Source organism: Chryseobacterium sp. MYb7, from assembly GCF_002979455.1.
GTDB lineage: Bacteria > Bacteroidota > Bacteroidia > Flavobacteriales > Weeksellaceae > Chryseobacterium.
In genome coordinates this window covers 108,152-128,363 of sequence record NZ_PCOU01000005.1, presented here as the reverse complement: position 1 = coordinate 128,363, position 20,212 = coordinate 108,152, and the positions used below count along the sequence as shown (strand labels likewise).

The window sequence follows — 20,212 nt, the reverse complement described above, 5'->3', positions numbered from 1 at the left end:
TTCAAAAAGAAAGGTCTTCAAACTGAATTGAAGACCCTTTAATCTGTTATATTTTTATTTTATTTTAAGCATCTGCTTTTTTTCGGTTGATAAAATAGTACACCGGAAGACCTAATAGTACCAACACAAAGCCAGGCCATGTATACTGCTGCTTGTAGATTAACAGTAAAATACAGAAACAAGTTCCTATTACAAGATAAATAACAGGGGTTACCGGATAAAGCCATGTTTTATATGGTCTTTCCAGCTCAGGCTGTTTCATTCTTAAGTAAATAACTCCAAAAACCGTAATCATATAAAACAAAACGATTACGAAAGAGATCATATCTAATAAATTCCCGTACTGCCCGCTCAGACACAAAATAGAAGCCCAAACTCCCTGCATCCATAAAGCATTTTCCGGAACTTCATTTTTATTGTTTTTCTCCGCCGACTTGAAGAACATTCCGTCTTTTGCCATGGTCTGAAAAACTCTTGCTCCTGCCAGAATCAACCCGTTATTACATCCGAAAGTAGAAATCATTACCAATAAAGCAATGATGATGGTTCCTGCACTTCCAAAAATATTCTGAGAGGCTGATACCGCTACTCTGTCGTTAGCAGCAAAGGCAATAGCATCTCTATCTAATGCATTTAAGTATACATAGTTTACCGCTATATAAAGAATCATTACCGCAGAAGTCCCGTAAATCATTGATTTTACAACGTTTTTTTTAGGGTTTTCAATTTCACCAGAAACAAATGTTACGCTTTCCCAAGCTACAGAACTGAAAACAGAACCTACCATCGCTGCTGCAATTCCGCCTAGAAGAGTCATTCCACCAATCGGTTCCCAGCCTTCTTTAAGAAAGTTACCACTCAGATCTTTTTTAAGATTATTAAATGAATCTGTGCCCCAGCTAAAGTTTTCTGATAAGTGAGAGATATCCACCAATATAAAACCAGCAGCAATTAAACCTAATAATGCAATAATTTTAGAACCTGTAAAGATATTCTGAAGGATTTTGCCGCTCTCTACTCCTCTGGTGTTGATATAGGTAAGCAAAACTATAACGGCAATCGCTAAAATCTGTATCCAGGTAATTTTAAATTCACCACTCTGGAAAATAGGTGCAGCATCGTTGAGTGAAGGAATAAGATATGCTGTAAATTTACCAAAAGCCATTGCTACGGCAGCAATAGTTCCTGTTTGTATTACTGTAAACAATCCCCATCCATAAAGAAATCCCATTCTTTTTCCGAAAATTTCTTTCAGATAGGTATATTGTCCTCCGGCTTTTGGAAATAATGCGGACAGCTCTCCATAGCTTATAGCTGCGGCTACCGTCATTATTCCTGTGATGACCCACACCACAATCATCCAATATCCGGATCCCAGATTCCTCATCATATCGGCACTTACAATAAAGATCCCGCTTCCAATCATAGATCCCATCACGAGCATGATGGCATCCCATAGTTTTAATTTTTTCTGCATAGTCAAGTATAGGGGTCAAATATAATCAAATCTGTCTTTTATTTTCAATTTTGTTGAAAATTCATTAAAACACCTGTTTTTTGTCATTTTTTATTCCTTTATGATTCAATTTTAATTAGTATTTTTGGAAAAAATATTAAACATGAAATTTAAAGCGATATTATTGGGTGCAGCATTAACAGCTTCTTCATTAGCATTTGCTCAATCCGGACCACCAGAAGGAAAAGCTTTGGTAGGTGACACTTACGGAGATCAGGTAACTTCTTCTGCTGAATCCAAAGCGGTTTCAGTAGATAAATTAAATAAACAGCTTAAAAAAGATAAAAAAAAAGTTGAGAATGTATCCGTTAAAGGAAAAGTAACCGATGTCTGTGACAAAAAAGGATGTTGGCTTACGATTCAAACGGAAGATAATTCTAAATTTTTTGTAAAAATGAAAGACTATGCTTTCTTCGTACCTACAGCCCTAAAAGGTAAAAATGTAGTATTGGAAGGAAATGCAGAAAGAAAAGTAACTTCTGTAAATGAGCAGAAACATTATGCAGAAGATGCTAAAAAGCCTCAGTCTGAAATTGATGCAATTACGCAGCCAAAAGAAGAGATCAGATTTGTAGCAAACGGAATTAAAGTGGTTAACTAAGATTTAATCATCGAATAAAATTTGTATTCTCGAATTAGGTTTTGGCTAAAGCCCATTCCTATTGAATAATAACCTTTGTAAGTTTGATTGGACAAACATTCCAATTTTAGAAGTCAGATATAAAAATAAAAAATTCGGCAGACCTGTAGGTCTGCCGAATTTTTTATTTTTGAGAGCTATTTTATAAACTCTTTTTATTTTTAAATTATTTCTGATAAATAGATATTACCAACCTTGTTTAATCTTCAATGGTAAAATCCACCACAGAATCCAGTTTTGGATATTTAGTGGCAGAAATAAATTTCTTTCCGGTACAGTCTATTTCCTTCCAGCCTTTTCTTTTTTTAACGTCTCCGGCTTCCATTACAAAAGGAATAAATGAGATTTCATTCTTCCCATCCTCTTTTATTTCTCTATACTGAACGGCTATATCCAAAATACATTCATGATCTGTATTCAGTTTTACATTTCTATAGATAAGATCATAATGGGTTTCCTGGTTTTCAGGGATTTCAAGGTAAGTTTCCCAACCTGTAATATCAGAATTCAGTTCACTGATTGCCTTCAATGCATAATAAAGAGCAATCGTATAATATTTTCTTGTTCCTGTTCTGGTATAATCATCTACAAAGTGGCCACCTTCAAATAAAATCGTTGGCATTCCGGCTTTGATGAAGTTGTCCCCTGTAGAAGTTGGATAAAATTCATCAGAATATCTTCCAATCTGATTAGGAATCATTTCCTTTAAATGGTTGTAAACACTTCCGATTACTGCCATGCATTTTTTTCTGTTTTCCGTCACAGTACGTTCTACGTTTTCAGAAGGTGCCAAAAAGGAAAGTGTAGCAGGATGAATGCCATCAGTAGTAAAAATCGTTCTCTGCTCATGGAGGTTTAATGCATAATCATACTTCTTGGAAGCAGCCGCTTTTTTCAGAAATTTAATCTCCTTACTTGCTTCATTATGAAAATCTCTGTTCAGATCAATATCGGCTGCATTCAGTCTGGTCCATCTTTCAGATCCGTCCGGATTCAGCATGAATATAAAATCGAGTTTTATTTTACTGAATAGATCCTCTTTCATTTCTGGAGCTTTATCAAGGCTTACCAAAAGGTCGAGCATAGCATGAGTAGCGTTGGATTCATTGCCGTGCATTTGAGACCAGGCCAATACCTGAATATTTCCGGTTCCGATGCTTAACTGATAAATAGGTTTATCTAAATAGGATGTTCCGATCTCCTGAATATAATCGCTGAGATTGGTCTGTAGGTAAGAAAATAATTTTTCAGGGGAAATATAGCGATTTGAGAAATCAGGTGCTTGAGAATAGATCTGTTCAAAATTCATTTTGGGAATTGTTTACAGGAATCAAATTTAGCCATTTTTAGTCAAAACTTAAATTAACATTTGTAAATATTACTAAAATTTACAAATTTACATTTGACATCAATTTTTAAAACTGTTTACAAGTCTTAAATCCACGAATTTTTAAGCTTTAAAAGCAAGTTAACACTTGTAACATTATTAAACACTACCAGAAGACAATTTGTCTGTTGATAAAATTGTGGATTGCGAATAATTTAAAGCAATATATTTAAGTTACTAAAATTCAATGATTTATAGAATTTACCTCAATTGTATTTGCAACAGTACTTTAAGTGTATAAAAGGATTATTTGGAAATTTGAGGGTTATTTTCTTAAACATTAAAATTGTGGATAACTCTGTAATTTAATACTGTATACATATGTAAAGTGTTTATAAATCCTATTTTTCTTTCAAAATTTAATCAAACAGTTATTTTTCGAAGCATTTTAATCCAGGATAAAAATTGTTGGTTAATAAGAATACTATTTCTCTTCAATAACACCTAAAATGGGCTTAAAATAGGGTGTTTACATCAGTAATTTACCAATGTAACATTCATAAAGGTGCTTTTATATGGCTTTTATAAGGGATTTAGCTATAATTAAAGCTATAAAAAGGATTTAGTTGGTTTAATAATGTATACTCAACTTTTAAAGAGATTTAAGGATCAAAATAGTCTTTAAAAATGTATGAATTTACATTTTTAAACCAATATTTAGGGTAAATCATACTCCAATACTACATCAAAGATGCCTGTTCAGAAGTCTTATAACGGATTGATATAGTAATTAAATACAATTGTAATCATATTTTAATACATTGATTTTAAAATAATTACACATGTATTACAAATGTATACAGATAATATTTTCATTTATTTACATTTGTATTTTGCATTTGTAAATTATAACAGTTACATTTGTAAAATAATTAAAGGCTTATTTTTATGAGTTTAAATGAAAGAATTTCCAAAATTATAGAGTATTCAAATCTTACTCCTTCTGAGTTTGCTGATGAGATTGATGTACAGCGTTCCTCTATTTCGCATATTACTTCCGGAAGAAACAAACCGTCTCTTGAGTTTATCATAAAAATAAAATCCCGCTTCCCGGAACTTCTGTGGGACTGGCTGGTTACTGGTGAAGGTGAGATGCTGAAATCTCAGCTGCCCGAAACAGAAACTTATGAAGAACATACCGAAGAGGAGAAAATAAAAACAACTCCACTACCCGATCTTTTTACGATGATGAATGATGATGATGAATTCGGGAGTGATGAAACGGAAGCGGAAGCTCCCAAATCAAGTTCTGGAGAATCGTTTATACCGACCCAAGATAAAGCTCCGGAAAAAATATCGGATTCTCAGCGATTAGAAAATTCAAGCGATCAAATATTAGGACAACTATTTGGAAATCAACAAAGTAAAATAAAACGTATTGTTTTGTTCTACGAAAACGGAAAATTCGAAAGTTTTGAGCCCTAAAAAAACCTGATCAAAGAAAAAATGATCAGGTTAAAAAATATTTGAAGAAGAAAACTAAAGCTATTGCTTTATTTTGTTTTTGAAATATAATGGGAAATTAAAGGGATGAAGTTTTCATCTTACTGCATCATCTGTTCCACAACTATACTTTCATAATTTCGGTTATTTATTAAAGGGTAATCTGTTCTGCTTATGGGGTTGTAAGATCCTGTTATAAGGAGGTATTATATCAGTAAATAAAGTCTTTTCATACATTGTTTTTTTTATGGCTATACCAAATATAAATATTTAAAACTAAATCAGCAATAAAAATCAAATTATTTTAACATATAATTAATGTAAGTAAAAATTATGTTGATTATTATTAATTTTGATTTATAATACAAATCTGAAAATTCAAGAAGTTACCCCCCTCTTTTTATTGAGTTTAATCCCATAAAAAAAGCCCGCAAATCTGCGAGCCTGATTGGTATATAAAGAACAATATTATTGTTTCTTTCTTCTTTCCAGTTCATTTTTAATCAATCCCAGTTCTCTTCCGGTTTGTCCGGCTACAGAGGTGTTTTCCTGAGCTCTTCTCGTTAAATAAGGCACAACATCCTTTACGGGTCCATATGGAAGATATTTAGCCACATTATAGCCTTTATCAGACAAATAGAAAGTAATATTATCACTCATCCCGTACAGCTGCCCGAAATACACATGAGGATTGTCGGTTTCAAGAGATTTAGCTTTCATTTTATCCATAATCAGCTCTGAAGAGATTTCATTGTGGGTTCCGAAAAACGCTGAAACTTTGTCCAGATGATTCATGACAAAATCAATTCCTGCATTGTAGTTTTTATCTGAAGCGTCTTTGGTTGGCTGAATAGGATCTGCATAGCCTTTTTCTGCTGCTCTGGCCCTTTCTTTTTCCATATAAGCACCACGCACGATCTTGTATCCAATGAAGTAGTTTTTCTCTCTTGCTCTCTGAAGATTAGCTTCCATATATTCCAGCCTTCCGGTTCTATACATCTGAATCGTATTCCAAACGATCGGTTTTTCCTGGTTATATTTCTCCATCATCTCTTCGCAAAGGTGATCTGCTGCATCCTGCATCCAGGTTTCTTCAGCATCTACCATTACTTTTTTATCATTTTCGTGGCAAAGACTGCATACTTCATCAAATCTTTTCACTACTCTTTCCCATTCTTCTTTTTGGCTGGTAGTAAGCTCTGCCCCTTTTCCAACTGCTTCATAAAGATCAATTCTTCCAAAAGCCGTAGGTTTAAACACAATAAAAGGAATTGCCGGATTTCCTACTGAGAATCTTACAATGTCTTTAATTTCTTTGCATACCGCATCAAAAGTTGCTTCATCTTCTTTCCCTTCAATAGAGTAATCGAAAATACTTCCAACTCCTCTTTTGAACAGCTGTTTCACAACTTTCATGCTTTCTTCGCGGGTTTCACCACCACAAAACTGGGCAAATAAGGTACTTTTTACAATTCCGGTAACGAAAGGAAAGTTGTTGTGTACTGTAAAATTCAGGACAGATGTTCCAAGGCTTGTAAGAGCAGGCTGTTCAATCATTTTAAACATCCAGTAAGCCTTTTTCAATTGTGCATCAGACTTGTCTGCAAATGCGACTTTTGTATCGTTAAAAATGGGCATTCCTATTTATTAAATTTAGTTAGGCAAAGGTAGTAATAACCTCAGTTTATTTAAAGATTTTTTTTTATAATTTATGCTCTATTCCGTTTAAAAGCATTGCAATAATTCCTACAAAAACCCAAAAACGTAATACGTTCAATGTAAAGAAGTTACTTCTACGAGATGCATTGATAAGAAGATAGATGCATAGGATCATAACAAAAAGCCCTCCGGCAAAGTAATAAGCCATGAAGCCGGTAACTCCGGTTTTAGTAATGATCTTCATAGAAACCGCCATAGTGATTATCAATAAAGAAGCAAGTATAATTTTCGTGTTTCTGGTTTTAAAATAGTTGGGAATCGTAGTATATCCAAAGGTTTTATCTACACTTTTGGTAAGAGTATCTTTTACAATATCAATACACAATAAGATCAGAAAAAGGAAAACGGCCATCAGAAATACCTTTTTGGAAAAGGTTTCATAGTACACCATCATTCCAAAAAACGGATATAATGTAAGGCTGACAAAAGTAAGGTTATTTAAAATCAGTATCCTGCTCAGTTTATGGCTATAAAACCACATAAAAAACTGATATATTACAAAGAAAACAAACACATTATGGGAGATCATCCATGCTACTCCTAAAGAAATAGCACTGAGTGCCAGATACGCGTATAGAAAATATTTTTGTTTGATAAAACTCTGAACCCTTGTTCTGAAAGGTTTTACAATGTGATCTTTCTCGATATCATAGAACTGATTAATAATACCACCCGCCAGTATCGTAAGAACAGTACAGAAAATAATACCATGTACTTTGAAATCGAAGACAAATTTCTGGAAGGATTCATCCTGGTTGAACAGGAAAAAAGTAGAAACATACAGGGCAAATGTCAACAGAGCTGCTACAAAAAAACGTGCTCCGAGGAGAAAGCCCACGAATTGTGAAAATCTGTAAAATATAGATTTTGATACATAGTTTTTAGATTGGAAAGTTTCTTTTTCAGAATTCATTCCAATCTGTTTAAAATCTGTAAATCACTTCTTTTTGGAAGCCTTCAAGCATTTTTTCTGCTTTTGCATAATCTTTGGTAAATCCTAAGATATAGCCGCCACCGCCACTACCGCATAGTTTCAGATAATAAGCATTAGAATCCAGACCTTTTTTCCAGATATTAAAAATACTTTCAGGAATCATAGGACGGAAATGTTCGTATGCCCAGTGAGAAAGTTTTTTCAGGTTTCTGAAGAAAGGATTCATATCTTTTTTAAGGAAAGATTCAATACATGCGTTGTTGTAACGGATGAATTCTTCTTTCAGAGTTTTACGGAAACCTTCTGTTTTCATTTTTTCAAAGAAAATCTGAATCATAGGTCCTGTTTCTCCCGTCATTCCGGAATCAATCAGAAAAATAGCTCCTTTTCCTTCTTCTCCTTCAGGAATATTTACTCTGTCTAAATTTTCTTTATTTTCGATCAGAATTGGAAGATTCATATAACAGATCAGTGGATCCATTCCAGAACTTTTTCCATGGAAATAGCTTTCCATTTCTCCGAAAACAGCTTTTAATTTTTTAAGATTATCTTTTGAAATATTCTCAGGATTCAGTTTACTGACAGAATATTTTTCAAAAATAGCAGCTACCAAAGCTCCTGAACTTCCTACTCCATATCCTTGCGGAATATTGGAATCAAAGAAAAGTCCATTTGAAATATCGTTTTTGAAGCTCTCAATATCCAACTTAAAATCATCGGAAAGATCAAGAGTTGTAAGAAATTCAGAGTATTTCTGCAGATGTCTGTTGGAATTAAGTTCAAAATCAGAACTCAGATCTGAAAATTTCAAAGTTCCTTTATAGAAACTGTAGGGTACTACAAGTCCCTGGGAATCTTCGATCATTCCATATTCTCCGAACAGAATTATTTTTGCATAAAATAAAGGGTTGGTCATATTGACAATAAATCTTTTTGCAAAGTTAAAAATTATTCCGCTGAATATAAGCAAAACTCAGGCCGAAATTTTTCTATGAATATACAAAAAAAGCCTGATAATCTCAGGCTTTCATCATAAATTATTTAAAGACTACTGTTTGATCAACTTTTTGTTGATAGTTTGCTTCTCTGTTTCAACGGTAATCACATAGTTTCCTGTCTGAATTGAGGAAAGGTTTATTTCCTGTTTATTCCCTTTTAAAGAAGAATCAGAAATAACCAGTCTTCCAGCTTCGTCATAAATTTTATACCCTTTCAGTCTTTCTTTTGAAGAGAGGGTTATCATATTTTTAGCAGGATTCGGATAAATATCTATTGAATTATTTTTAATATTAACATCTTCTACTGCTAATACACTGCAAGAGAAATTTGCATTCCATCCATTTCCTGTTACCCCTCCATCTGAAATAAATTTTACGGTTATTGCTCCTGAAGGATCTGTTGATACAAAAGGACCAGGAATTGTACTTCCACTTAGATTATTTCCATTGGCAAACAAAGGTGAAGCTGTAGAAGGACCATTATATACAGACATAAAATCGTATCCCTGCTCAATATCAAATGCGGTAAACGTCATTGTCATAGAAGATCCAGAAGTAGGATAAAATGTTTTTACCAATTCTTCATTATCCTTATACTGCCCTGTTGAACCTCCTGTATCTACAAATTGAGTTCCGTCACACCATGCTCCATCCGTTAAAAACAACTGTGATAACTGGAAAGCATTAGGCCCGCTGCAATCTGTCCCTACACTTAATCTGTAATAAGTAGCTGGCTGAAGATTTGTAAAATTAAAAGATGGTGTATTTGCATTTCCGGAAGATATGGGTGCTCCGCTACTTGTTGTCAGTTTATACTTCCATGATGTAGAGGCAACATCAGTAAAATTAGCATTTGCAGAATTTTGTGTGATATTGTTAACCATAAAATTGGAGATAGATGTAGGACATGATGTGGTACAATTGGTTCCAAGACATCCTTTTGAATCAACCGTATTTCTGATCAGTGTTGCTGGCTGTATGCCAAAACCATTCGCAAAGTTAATTCCTACACTGCTTACCAAATGGCAGTAGCTCATAATGGTACCACCTCCTGCCGGAGGAAGAGCCGCAGTACATCCTTCATTATTTCCTGACGCAGGCCCACATCCATCAATAGCTGTATTATTTCCATTCCAGAAACAAGAATGTGTATGCGGAGAGCCTAAATTGTGCCCAAGTTCATGCGTCATCACTTCTATATTCCAGGAATAGGTAGGTACGTTCTGATAGTTTAAATTCATTCCACAATAAGAATATTTGTAGGTAGTACATAGTGAATTAACATAAGCAATACTTGTTGTAGCAGGGTTTCTTAATAACTGTGCTACATCTCCGTTAAAGCTTGTTCTTGTGGTTCTAAACTGGTTCAAAATAGTGCTTGGAGATCCTGCATAAGGATCTGTAGTGGTCCAAACAAAAACTTCGCTTAAAGCTACATTCACGTTCTCATTGGCATACAATGTTGAAAGATTATTATGCATTGCAGTTACCCAATTTGTCGTTGTCGTTGTATTGCTTCCATTCTGGGTATAAGGACCAAAACCTACTTCATAGTAGATTCTTACACAGTTGTCCGTTTTCTTTTTACTGGTATTATTAGGGTTAAAAACAGGTCTTTGAACTTGGTTTTCTTTCAGCCCATCCACATCACAGGCAAACGGATTGGAACCTGTTAATTTAGAATCTGAATAGCTTACAAAATCTTCAGAATTTTTAGCTTTTCCTACTACAATATTTCCTAACTCGGGTGTAGAAGTGACTCCTACAATATCATCATTAAAAAAACTAAAGGCTGCAATTGAAGCATTGTCTCCTTTTACAATTCCCTGATAATAAACTCCAGGTGTATATTGTACGGTTGTCCCCTTATCTGTAAGTACTTTAAAATCGTTAGTCAAGATCTGATGTTTGTACATTTCAACAGTGATCTGTCTGCCACCATCAAAGGGAAAAGATATTTCAAGAAAATCAGGTTTTTCTTTGATTAACCTTTTCAGTTCTGTAATCTTCAGGGACATAACAGTGATATCAGTTGCAGCCTTTTGGTACTCAGTAATTTTATCAGCATTTTTATTTGTCTCAAATAAACTGTAGCTTTTAACTTCTGTTTTCCTATTATGAAATTCCGAAACTTTTTGAGCAACTGGCTTTAAATTTTGAGAAAAATTGAGAATAAAACATTGCAAAAAGCAAATTAGTAGAAACTTTTTCATGATTTTGGTAATTTTTTCATTAGTACAAATAAACAAAAAAAATCAAAACATAGTGAAAAATCATTACTATATTCTAGTATTTATAACAACCCTTTAAATAAATCAAACCAAACAATTAAATAAATGTTTTTTATTCGTTAAAATAAAAAAAAAGACGTTAAAAATAACGCCTTTTTTTTTATAATGTTTCTCTGTCTGTTCTCATTTTGACCTTCAGAAATCGAATTAAAACCAATCCTGCACCAAAAAATATGGTCATTGACAAAGCGGCAATACGCATGTTATTGAAATGCTCAATCAATGTTGCAAAGATGAATGTTCCGATGATGATGGCAATTTTCTCCAATACATCATAAAAACTGAAATAGGTAGTATTTTCCATTGAGTTTTCCGGAAGTAATTTTGAGTAAGTAGATCTGGACATCGCCTGAAGTCCGCCCATTACCAAACCTACTACTGCTGCTACTCCATAGAACTGGTATTCTACCGTAGGATTTTCTTTGTTCAGGAAATAAGCCCATAAACATGCTACAATCCAAAGGATAATGGCAATTGAAATAACGTTTCTGTTACCAATTCTCTTGGATAATCTTGAGAAAATAACAGCTCCGATAATTGCTTCAATCTGAATTACCAAAAGGGTTCCGATCAGTTTATCCTGCGCAAGGTTAATCTCACTCTTTCCGAATAGCGTTGCCATAAGGAAAATAGTCTGCATTCCCACACTGTAAAAGAAGAAACTGGACAGGAAAAATTTCAGGTTTCTGTCTTTGAAAAGCTCTCCTCCTACTTTAAACAGTTCGTGAAAACTTTCCTTTGCAATATCTTTATAGAAGCTCAGATTATCTTTAAATACTTCAAAGAATCCTCCCTGCTCTTCATGTTTTTTGAAGATGTTCTTATAATTCAGTAGTACTAAATCTTTAGGAAGTTTATCTTTCACATCTCCAAATTGAGGAAGGTGTTTGAATGTATATTGGGAGAACCCGAACCACCATGCTCCTGTTAAAAGGAAACTGATTCTTGTAAATAATAACTGCTGCGCGGCTCCTTTAGCAAAAACCTGAATCAGAACTAAACAGATTACTACTAAAACCACGGAACCAATGTATCCGTAGACATATCCTCTTGCAGAAAGTGCATCCTGCCTGTCCGGCGTTGCAATATCCGGCAGGAAGGAGTTATAAAACACCAGACTTCCCCAGAATCCGACACTGGCCGTTATACTGAATAATAGCCCCAGAAATACATTGTGCATTCCCGTAAACATGGCTAATCCCATACAAGATGTTGCTCCCAGATAGCAGAAAAACTGCAGGAAAGATTTTTTATTCCCGATGGTGTCTGCTAATGAAGATAAAAATGGAGACAATAATACTACGATAAAGAATGATATGGTAAGTGAATATCCATATACAGCATCCGGCTGATATCCTTCTCCAAAAATTTTGATGGTATGCCTTACCGGGACATCAATCCATGTTTTGGTTTCTGCTATGTATTCCTTTTTCTCATACGCTGTGGTAAGGATAGAGTAATAAATAGGGAAAATAGTAGAGGTAATAACCAGGGAATACACGGAGTTTGCCCAGTCATATACAGCCCAGGCTTTCATAATCTTCGGATTATTCTTTATGTTTTTAGGCTGTCGATTCTCAGTTTCAGACATTTCAAATATATATTAGTAGCACAAAAATAGAAAAACCATTAAGAAATGGATAAGTTTTTAAAAAAATTATCAATTCCTTAATGGTAATATATTCGTAAACAGAATATTAGATATTTTCAATCACGATAGCAGAAGCACCTCCACCACCGTTGCAGATTGCTGCTGCACCGTATTTTGCATTATTTTGCTTCAATACGTTAATTAATGTAACGATAATTCTTGATCCTGAACTTCCCAGTGGGTGTCCCAGAGCAACAGCTCCTCCGTTTACGTTTACTTTAGCGGCATCTAATCCTAAGATTTTGTTATTAGCCAATCCTACTACTGAGAACGCTTCGTTGAATTCGAAGAAATCGATATCAGAAACTTCTAATCCTGCTTTTTTAAGAGCGATAGGTAAAGCTTTAGCCGGAGCAGTGGTAAAGTTTTCAGGCTCGTGTGCTGCATCAGCGTAAGAAACGATTTTTGCAAGAGGTTTTAATCCAAGTTCTTCCATTTTTTCTTTGGAAACAAGGATCAATGCTGAAGCACCATCATTCAGAGTAGATGCATTAGCTGCTGTTACTGTTCCTTCTTCTTTTTTGAAAACAGTAGGAAGTGTTGAAATTCTGTCGAAATTTACAGCTTTGTATTCTTCATCTTCAGCAAAGATTACGGGTTCTCCTTTTCTCTGAGGAATAGAAACCGGTACAATTTCTTCGTTGAATTTACCTTCGCTCCACGCTTTTGCTGATCTTTTGTAAGATTCTACAGCGAAGTTATCCTGATCTTCTCTTGTAATATTATAGTCTACAGCACATTTTTCTGCACATACTCCCATATGTACTTTGTTGTATACGTCTGTAAGACCGTCAAGTACCATTCCGTCAAGCATTTTGATATCGCCTAACTTGGTAGCAACTCTTGCATTGTAATAGTGAGGAACTAAAGACATATTCTCCATACCTCCTGCAACAATTACTTCTGCATCTCCAGCTTTGATTGCCTGAGCTGCCATTGTTACAGCCTTCATTCCTGAAGCACACACTTTATTTACTGTAGTAGAAGGTGTATTGATTGAAAGACCTGCTCCTAATGCTACCTGACGAGCCGGAGCCTGGCCTCCTCCTGCCTGAAGAACATTTCCCATATAGATTTCCTGAACAGTATTAGGATCTAAACCAATTTTATCTAATGCTCCTTTTACGGCAGTTGCTCCCAGTTTTGTAGCCGGAACTGTTGATAAGCTTCCCATAAAACTCCCCATAGGTGTTCTTACTGCGGAAACAATGAATACTTCTTTCATGTATATAATTTTTATTTAGCCAAAACGGAACCAGTGTTCCATTTTTATAGTTAGAATTTATTTTACTTTTACGTATACCACATCAAATGATGTTCCTTCAATCTTAGTATTTACTTTCAGAAGATTATCCTGAGTGGCTACTATTTTGTTATTGAAAACATCTCCTACCTGTGCAGGATCATTTTTATCAGACTTCTCCATGACAATTGCTTTGTAGTTGCAATCATCTACGAAAACCAATGTTGATTTGATAAAGTCTTTTCCATTATTGAAATATTCGGTCTGAACATTATCTTTAATGGTCATATTCCATATGGATTCCGGGTAGTTTGCTCTGATAAACTTCCCTTCTTTGATATTAGCACATTTAGCCGGATTATCCGGTTTTTTCTGCTCTGCTGTCTGAGCCTGAATCTGAATAGCTGCAGCCAACAGCATTCCTGCTGAGAATATTTTTAATAAGTTCATTTTTATATTTGTGTTGTATTATTAACTTTCTTATTTCCTCCTGAGAAAACCAGAAGAAAAGCTCCTAAAAACTCTACGATCCAGCCCCATCTCAGTTTAACGATTCCGGCAAAAGTTTCCTGCCAGGATTTGAATGGTAAAAAGCTGAAATATTGTAAAGACTGCATTTTTACAGCAAATAAGGTAAACGCAAATAAAAGAATAAGCAGAATACCAAAAAGCCTTACAATTTTCGCACTGTTATTCACAATTCCAAAAGCCGCACATGCAGAAAAAATCCAGCATGCAATAGCCAGGTAATGATCAAGCTTCCAATAGTTCCAATTCCCTATAATCGGTACATGTACCAAGGGCAGAAAACTACCTGCAATTACTAACAGTAATCCTAATAACTGAATATTTTTCATATTTACTAAAGTGCCAAAATACGAAAAAAAACACACTTTTAAAGAGTGTGTTTTAAAAATAGAAATTCTGTATCCGAACACTTGTTAGTTATAAAAAAGACTCGATATTTTTTATAATTAAACAAATAAATAGGATATTTATTATCAAATTAAAAATTAACATTTAAAAGTTCTAGATCGGTTTGAAGTCCTTATTTTTCTTCGGAAAAGCATCGTTTCAGAAATCGGGAATAAAAGTATTTTTTAATAAACAGGTTCCTGCCAACACAATGGCTTAAAAATAAAAAAAATTGCATTTTTTTCAAAAATGCAATTTAATATCTTAATAAATGTAAGTTTCGATTAATGTTTTACTGAAGAAACATCTTCCGGATTGTGTTTATGTTTGAATAATATGGCAAAGAAAATCGCCAGTATCAACGCATAAATTGCGAAAGAAAGCCATATCTGCTGCCAGTCTTTTACCATTACTACAGAGGAGAGGGTTCCGTCTGCATTCACAGCTGCATTGAAGCTATTCTTTAAAATTTCCAGGAAAGTAGGATTATCAGGGGTAGTTTCCAGATAAGTAGAGAGATCTGAAGCTGTTGTAAATTGATGGGTAAAAAATTTATCAATAGCCCACCCGGCAAGATAACTTCCAAAAACAGCTCCAAAACCGTTGGTCATCATCATAAACAATCCCTGAGCCGAAGAACGTATCTTTTTGTCAGTGGTCGTTTCTACGAAAAGTGAACCTGAGATGTTAAAGAAATCGAAAGCCATTCCGTACACGATACATGAAAGAATGATTAATGAAAGTCCAAATCCATCCGGAACCCCATATGCGAAGAATCCGAATCTTAAAACCCATGCTAACATTGACATCAACATTACTTTTTTGATTCCAAATTTCTTCAGGAAGAAAGGAATTGCCAGAATAAACAGAGTTTCTGAAACCTGAGAAATTGACATAATAATGGTGGATCTCTGTACTACAAACGAATCGGCATATTTCGGGAAATGTGCAAATTCACTTAAGAAAACATCTCCATAGGCATTCGTAAGCTGAAGTGCAGCTCCCAGAAGCATTGAAAATAAAAAGAACAATGCCATTTTATAGTTTCCAAAAAGCTTGAATGCATTCAATCCTAATTGCTCGGATAATGGTGAATTTTTATCAATCAGCTTTTGTGGTGGACATTTTGGTAATGTAAGCGCGTAAATTCCTAAGAAAATGGCTACAGCACCTCCAATATAAAACTGTCCTTCTGTCGCTTTGTTTCCACTAAGGTTGGTGATCCACATGGCAACAATAAAACCAATAGTTCCCCATACACGAATGGGTGGAAAATCTTTTACTACATCCAGATTATTATTTTTCAGGATCGTATAAGAAATGGAGTTGGCAAGTGCGATAGTAGGCATATAGAAGCACATGGCTATAAGCATTACCGAAAAGAAAGAATTCGGATCTGTGGAATGAGGTAATATAAAAAGAACAACCCCATAAAGAATGTGTAATGCTGAAAATATACGTTCCGCATTGATCCAGCGGTCTGCAATAATTCCAGTAATGGTTGGCATAAAGATGGAAGCAATTCCCATTGTTCCGAACACAGCTCCAAACTGAGTTCCTTCCCAATGTTTGGTGCCAAACCAGAAGTTTGCCATCGTAATCAGCCATGCTCCCCACACAAAAAACTGGAGAAAACTGAGGATGGTCAGTCGTAATTTTAAATTCATAATTTATATAAAAAGTATCTCTTTAGTCAATTGTCTTTTTCCTCCTTTTGATTTCTTCCTGAATCTCAAGGGCAGTATCATAGTCTTCTTCTTTAACAGCATCTTCCAATAATTTCTGAAGCTCTTCCATGGAAAGAGATTTTAGATTATCTTCTGTCTGTACAGTTTCTGAGAAGGATTGATCTTCTTTTGCTACGTCTTCCAGCTCCAGTAAAATCCCGGCTTCATTTAAAACCTGCTGTGTGGTAAATATAGGCGCATCAAATCTTACGGCCATGGCAACGGCATCAGAAGTTCTGGCATCAAGGATTAATTCTTCTTCGGTAACTTTATTTTTAAAGTTGATATTAGAGAAAAATACTCCGTCTACAATCTGATAGATTATGACAGAAATCAACTCATAATTGGCAGAAACTATAAATTTTGTAAATAAATCATGAGTAAGAGGACGCGGTGGATGAATATCTTTTTCCAATCCAAGAGAGATAGACTGGGCTTCGAAATTTCCTATAACAACAGGTAATTTTATGTGTGTTTCTTCATGTTCCAGTAACAAGGCATAAGCCCCGGACTGAGTCTGGCTGTACGATATTCCGCGAATAATTAGCTGCTTATAATCCATAGCTACAAATATAGATTAATTTTTTGTTGTGTTTTCACTTTTTTACGCAAAAATAAAAGCCCGGAAAGCCGAGCTTTTATCTATATTATTGATGATTGTCAAAAGTCAATAGTGAATTTGCTTCGCAAGTGAATTATTTAATTAAAAATTGACGAGCAAAGCGAATTCACTATTCACAATTCACTTTCTTATCCTTTTATTGCTTTAATTTTCTCTGTTAATGCAGGAATAATCTGGAAAGCATCTCCTACTACTCCGTAGTCAGCAGACTTGAAGAATGGTGCTTCAGGATCACTGTTGATTACTACGATCGTTTTTGAAGAGTTTACTCCGGCAAGGTGCTGAATTGCTCCTGAAATCCCTACAGCTACGTAAAGATTCGGTGCAATTGCTTTACCTGTTTGTCCTACGTGTTCTGTGTGAGGTCTCCATCCGATATCAGAAACAGGTTTAGAACATGCTGTAGCAGCTCCTAAAACGTTTGCTAAATCTTCAATCATTCCCCAGTTTTCAGGACCTTTCATCCCTCTACCAGCAGAAACAACAACTTCAGCTTCTTTAAGGTCTAATTTACCTGAACTCTGTTCGTGAGAGATCACTTTTGTATCTTCATTAGCTACAGATAAGTTTTTCACTTCTTCTGAACCTGATACTGCATTTTCTTTAACACCGAAAGCATTTTGAGAAACCGTAACGATTACTCCGTTTCCTTCTGCTTTTGCATGCATGAAACCTTTTCCTGAGAATGCTCTTCTCTTCACCTGGAAAGGAGAAAGACTTTCAGGAGCCTCTAATGCGTTAGTAATTAAAGAATAGTTCTTCATTACAGCAAGCATAGGAGCAATTGAAGAAGCATCAGTAGTATGAGGGAAAACAATGATATTTCCGTCTGCTACTTCGCTTACAGCCTGTGCAAATGCTTTTGCTGAGAAGTTTTTAAGACCTTCGTCTTTGATATTGATAACGTTTGACGCTCCATATTTGTATAATAAATCTGAAGAATCGGTTGGGTTTACAGAGATTGCTGTAACAGTGTCTCCAGCTTTATCTGCGATAGCTTTAGCATAAGAAACTGCTTCGAAAGCTGCTTTTTTGTAAACTCCATTTATATTTTCTGCGTATACGAATACTGCCATTTTAAAATAATTTAAAGATTAAAAAATTTAAAGATTAGATTACTTTAGCTTCTTCGTGAAGTAATCTTACCAATTCATCCAGATTGTCAGGAGAAACCATTTTCACAGCAGCTCTTGCAGGAACGCTGTCATAAGACACTCCCTGAACTTTTACTTCTGAAGAAGAAGGCTCTACTACCTGTAGAGGTTTTGTTCTTGCAGACATAATTCCTCTCATATTCGGGATGATAAGGTCTTTTTCATCTACTAATCCTTTCTGACCTGCAATAATTGCCGGTAATTTTACAGAAATAGTTTCTTTTCCTCCTTCAATTTCTCTTACTGCCGTAGCTTCGCTTCCGTTCACGTCTAATCCTACTGAAGCGTTTACGAAAGGCTGGTTCAATAGCTGAGCCACCATTCCCGGAACAGAACCTCCGTTATAGTCAATGGATTCTTTTCCGCAAAGAATAAGATCATATCCTCCGTTTTGAGCTACAGCTGCAATTTCTTTTGCTGTAGAATAGCTGTCTTTCGGATCAAGATTTACTCTTACAGCATCATTAGCACCAATAGCTAAAGCTTTTCTGATTACAGGCTCTGTAGCAGCATCACCTACGTTGATTACTGTTACTGTTGCTCCCTGAGATTCCTGAAGTTTAACCGCTTTTGTCAATGCAAATTCATCTAGTGGGTTGATTACCCACTGAATTCCGTTTTTGTCGAAAGCAGATTTATCTGCTGTAAAGTTAATTTTGGAAGTAGTATCCGGAACACTACTAATACAAACTAATATTTTCATGTGTACTATTTTATTTTTTCCCTTTAATGCATCCACCCATGACGATTTTTGCAGAGATTTTGTTTGAATTAATTTTTGCTAATATAAGCAAAAAATATATTATGCATGCATAATATATATTGATTTGTTATTCAGAGCATTAAAATTAACAAAACGCCCTATTACAGAGCGTTTTCGTGTTATTAAAAGTAAGATTAAGATTATTTTTTAATAATTTTTTTAGAAAATTTATTTCCCTTTATTTCAATGTTGACTGTATAAATTCCCGCGATAAGATTCCGGATATCTACTTTATTATGATTTAACTGAACCTCCATTTTTCTTCCTGACATATTTGTAACTTCAACATGGGTAACTGGTACTTCTGATTGTATATTCAGAAAATCAGTTGCGGGATTTGGGTAGACTGAAATTCTGTTTTCTTGTGCAACAGCTTCTTTGGTTCCCAATGTTGCAGCATTTGCCGCTGTTACAATATAATCATCAAAAGAAGTGATAGTCGCTACAGTATTCCCTGCATTGGCTACTGAAACGAAGTCCATTTCAAAAGGATCTACACCTGCCGCTGCAGGAGTATGTGTTGATGCGGGGCTGTAAGTACCACCACCAGGGGTTGTCCATGTAACAACTCCTGTTGTTTTATTGAATGTACAACTCAAAGTAATCCAGGTATTGGGCGGATATGTCGTAGTAGCAGGTTCCAGATAAAATAGATAATTTCCGGTTACCCCTGATGATATTTTGGTGTAGTATGCAATTCCAACAATACGTTGTGTATTATATTCATATCCGGCTCCTAGTAGTGTTTTATGAGTTGTTCCGTCATAAATCAATACAGTTCCCCGTCCTACACCTCCTGTAGAGCTTCCCGTGTAAAGATTAAAACTCAGTTTAAGGATATCATTTCCGGAGGTTCTTCCTGCCCACGCCGTTCCAAGGCCATTTTTCCACATATATTTTGTTACCGGACCACCAGCGCTTCCTGTAAATTGTAAAGATTTTCCATGGGAAGCATCTATATTCACAATCTGTGCTTCGGAATTGGATCCTCCTGCAAAATCTGTATAAAACCCGCCTTGTCCGGGAGTAGCTGCAGTAATGTCTGTTCCTACATTTCCTACAGTGTATGTATTAAAGCTGTCACTTTCCAGTGTCTGGGCATTCAATGTTTGAAGTAAAATCAACAAAAATGCATTAATTGATAGAAAATTTTTCATATTTTTATTTTAATTCGGAACCAAACTTACTTCAGTTTAAAAATAGAATCAA

The 20,212-nt window shown here is 35.1% G+C and carries 17 protein-coding genes; 2 read left to right on the top strand and 15 right to left on the bottom strand.

Features of this window, described 5'->3' with window-relative positions:
• Positions 1 to 64 precede the first annotated feature (64 nt).
• Positions 65 to 1,477, bottom strand: coding sequence for an APC family permease (locus CQ046_RS06255; RefSeq protein WP_105701425.1), 1,413 nt, complete (start codon positions 1,475 to 1,477; stop codon positions 65 to 67).
• Positions 1,478 to 1,619: 142 nt separating this feature from the next.
• On the opposite strand from CQ046_RS06255, the gene CQ046_RS06250 reads away from it, so the two are divergent.
• Positions 1,620 to 2,117 (top strand): DUF4920 domain-containing protein, encoded by a 498-nt coding sequence (locus tag CQ046_RS06250; protein WP_105701424.1) that lies wholly within the window; start codon positions 1,620 to 1,622, stop codon positions 2,115 to 2,117.
• Between the two features lie 238 nt (positions 2,118 to 2,355).
• On the opposite strand, the gene CQ046_RS06245 is transcribed toward CQ046_RS06250, so the two are convergent.
• Positions 2,356 to 3,465: a M14 family zinc carboxypeptidase gene (locus tag CQ046_RS06245; RefSeq protein WP_105701423.1), complete on the bottom strand. Its 1,110-nt coding sequence runs from the start codon at positions 3,463 to 3,465 to the stop codon at positions 2,356 to 2,358.
• Positions 3,466 to 4,431: 966 nt separating this feature from the next.
• Between CQ046_RS06245 and CQ046_RS06240 the strand changes: the two genes are divergently transcribed.
• Complete coding sequence (locus CQ046_RS06240; RefSeq protein WP_105701422.1) at positions 4,432 to 4,968, top strand: helix-turn-helix transcriptional regulator; 537 nt, start codon at positions 4,432 to 4,434, stop codon at positions 4,966 to 4,968.
• Positions 4,969 to 5,454: 486 nt separating this feature from the next.
• Here CQ046_RS06240 and CQ046_RS06235 read toward each other — a convergent pair whose 3' ends face one another.
• From CQ046_RS06235 to CQ046_RS06175, 13 genes are all read right to left on the bottom strand, one after another.
• Positions 5,455 to 6,624, bottom strand: coding sequence for a proline dehydrogenase family protein (locus CQ046_RS06235; protein ID WP_105701421.1), 1,170 nt, complete (start codon positions 6,622 to 6,624; stop codon positions 5,455 to 5,457).
• Positions 6,625 to 6,688: 64 nt separating this feature from the next.
• The gene (locus tag CQ046_RS06230; protein WP_105701420.1) at positions 6,689 to 7,618 is read right to left on the bottom strand and encodes a UbiA family prenyltransferase; all 930 of its coding nucleotides are present in this window, start codon (positions 7,616 to 7,618) and stop codon (positions 6,689 to 6,691) included.
• A 10-nt stretch (positions 7,619 to 7,628) separates the two neighbouring features.
• A complete protein-coding gene (locus CQ046_RS06225) occupies positions 7,629 to 8,555 on the bottom strand; it encodes a mevalonate kinase (RefSeq protein ID WP_105701419.1) in 927 nt (308 codons plus the stop codon).
• A 132-nt stretch (positions 8,556 to 8,687) separates the two neighbouring features.
• Positions 8,688 to 10,655 carry a M12 family metallo-peptidase gene (locus CQ046_RS06220; protein ID WP_228406887.1) on the bottom strand — a complete coding sequence of 656 codons (1,968 nt, stop codon included), beginning with the start codon at positions 10,653 to 10,655 and terminating at the stop codon, positions 8,688 to 8,690.
• A gap of 373 nt (positions 10,656 to 11,028) precedes the next feature.
• A complete protein-coding gene (locus tag CQ046_RS06215; RefSeq protein WP_105701418.1) occupies positions 11,029 to 12,519 on the bottom strand; it encodes an MFS transporter in 1,491 nt (496 codons plus the stop codon).
• Between the two features lie 106 nt (positions 12,520 to 12,625).
• Complete coding sequence (locus tag CQ046_RS06210; protein ID WP_105701417.1) at positions 12,626 to 13,804, bottom strand: acetyl-CoA C-acyltransferase; 1,179 nt, start codon at positions 13,802 to 13,804, stop codon at positions 12,626 to 12,628.
• Positions 13,805 to 13,861: 57 nt separating this feature from the next.
• Entirely contained in the window at positions 13,862 to 14,272 is a 411-nt protein-coding gene (locus CQ046_RS06205) for a hypothetical protein (protein ID WP_105701416.1), read from the bottom strand.
• A 2-nt stretch (positions 14,273 to 14,274) separates the two neighbouring features.
• Positions 14,275 to 14,679, bottom strand: coding sequence for a hypothetical protein (locus tag CQ046_RS06200; protein WP_105701415.1), 405 nt, complete (start codon positions 14,677 to 14,679; stop codon positions 14,275 to 14,277).
• A gap of 342 nt (positions 14,680 to 15,021) precedes the next feature.
• On the bottom strand, positions 15,022 to 16,404 hold the full coding sequence (locus CQ046_RS06195) for a nucleoside permease (protein ID WP_105701414.1): 1,383 nt from the start codon (positions 16,402 to 16,404) through the stop codon (positions 15,022 to 15,024).
• 22 nt (positions 16,405 to 16,426) lie between these two features.
• On the bottom strand, positions 16,427 to 17,026 hold the full coding sequence (locus CQ046_RS06190; RefSeq protein WP_105701413.1) for a bifunctional nuclease family protein: 600 nt from the start codon (positions 17,024 to 17,026) through the stop codon (positions 16,427 to 16,429).
• 188 nt (positions 17,027 to 17,214) lie between these two features.
• Positions 17,215 to 18,162: an electron transfer flavoprotein subunit alpha/FixB family protein gene (locus CQ046_RS06185; RefSeq protein WP_034697637.1), complete on the bottom strand. Its 948-nt coding sequence runs from the start codon at positions 18,160 to 18,162 to the stop codon at positions 17,215 to 17,217.
• 34 nt (positions 18,163 to 18,196) lie between these two features.
• Positions 18,197 to 18,943, bottom strand: coding sequence for an electron transfer flavoprotein subunit beta/FixA family protein (locus CQ046_RS06180; protein ID WP_105701503.1), 747 nt, complete (start codon positions 18,941 to 18,943; stop codon positions 18,197 to 18,199).
• A 200-nt stretch (positions 18,944 to 19,143) separates the two neighbouring features.
• Positions 19,144 to 20,160, bottom strand: a complete 1,017-nt coding sequence (locus tag CQ046_RS06175; protein WP_105701412.1) for a T9SS type A sorting domain-containing protein — start codon at positions 20,158 to 20,160, stop codon at positions 19,144 to 19,146.
• Positions 20,161 to 20,212: the final 52 nt, after the last annotated feature.

Bases quoted from the DNA above. Each gene is read 5' to 3' on its own strand.
- CQ046_RS06255 (WP_105701425.1), bottom strand. From the start codon at position 1,477: ATGCAGAAAAAATTAAAACTATGGGATGCCATCATGCTCGTGATGGGA.
- CQ046_RS06250 (WP_105701424.1), top strand. From the start codon at position 1,620: ATGAAATTTAAAGCGATATTATTGGGTGCAGCATTAACAGCTTCTTCA.
- CQ046_RS06245 (WP_105701423.1), bottom strand. From the start codon at position 3,465: ATGAATTTTGAACAGATCTATTCTCAAGCACCTGATTTCTCAAATCGC.
- CQ046_RS06240 (WP_105701422.1), top strand. From the start codon at position 4,432: ATGAGTTTAAATGAAAGAATTTCCAAAATTATAGAGTATTCAAATCTT.
- CQ046_RS06235 (WP_105701421.1), bottom strand. From the start codon at position 6,624: ATGCCCATTTTTAACGATACAAAAGTCGCATTTGCAGACAAGTCTGAT.
- CQ046_RS06230 (WP_105701420.1), bottom strand. From the start codon at position 7,618: ATGAATTCTGAAAAAGAAACTTTCCAATCTAAAAACTATGTATCAAAA.
- CQ046_RS06225 (WP_105701419.1), bottom strand. From the start codon at position 8,555: ATGACCAACCCTTTATTTTATGCAAAAATAATTCTGTTCGGAGAATAT.
- CQ046_RS06220 (WP_228406887.1), bottom strand. From the start codon at position 10,655: ATGTCCCTGAAGATTACAGAACTGAAAAGGTTAATCAAAGAAAAACCT.
- CQ046_RS06215 (WP_105701418.1), bottom strand. From the start codon at position 12,519: ATGTCTGAAACTGAGAATCGACAGCCTAAAAACATAAAGAATAATCCG.
- CQ046_RS06210 (WP_105701417.1), bottom strand. From the start codon at position 13,804: ATGAAAGAAGTATTCATTGTTTCCGCAGTAAGAACACCTATGGGGAGT.
- CQ046_RS06205 (WP_105701416.1), bottom strand. From the start codon at position 14,272: ATGAACTTATTAAAAATATTCTCAGCAGGAATGCTGTTGGCTGCAGCT.
- CQ046_RS06200 (WP_105701415.1), bottom strand. From the start codon at position 14,679: ATGAAAAATATTCAGTTATTAGGATTACTGTTAGTAATTGCAGGTAGT.
- CQ046_RS06195 (WP_105701414.1), bottom strand. From the start codon at position 16,404: ATGAATTTAAAATTACGACTGACCATCCTCAGTTTTCTCCAGTTTTTT.
- CQ046_RS06190 (WP_105701413.1), bottom strand. From the start codon at position 17,026: ATGGATTATAAGCAGCTAATTATTCGCGGAATATCGTACAGCCAGACT.
- CQ046_RS06185 (WP_034697637.1), bottom strand. From the start codon at position 18,162: ATGGCAGTATTCGTATACGCAGAAAATATAAATGGAGTTTACAAAAAA.
- CQ046_RS06180 (WP_105701503.1), bottom strand. From the start codon at position 18,943: ATGAAAATATTAGTTTGTATTAGTAGTGTTCCGGATACTACTTCCAAA.
- CQ046_RS06175 (WP_105701412.1), bottom strand. From the start codon at position 20,160: ATGAAAAATTTTCTATCAATTAATGCATTTTTGTTGATTTTACTTCAA.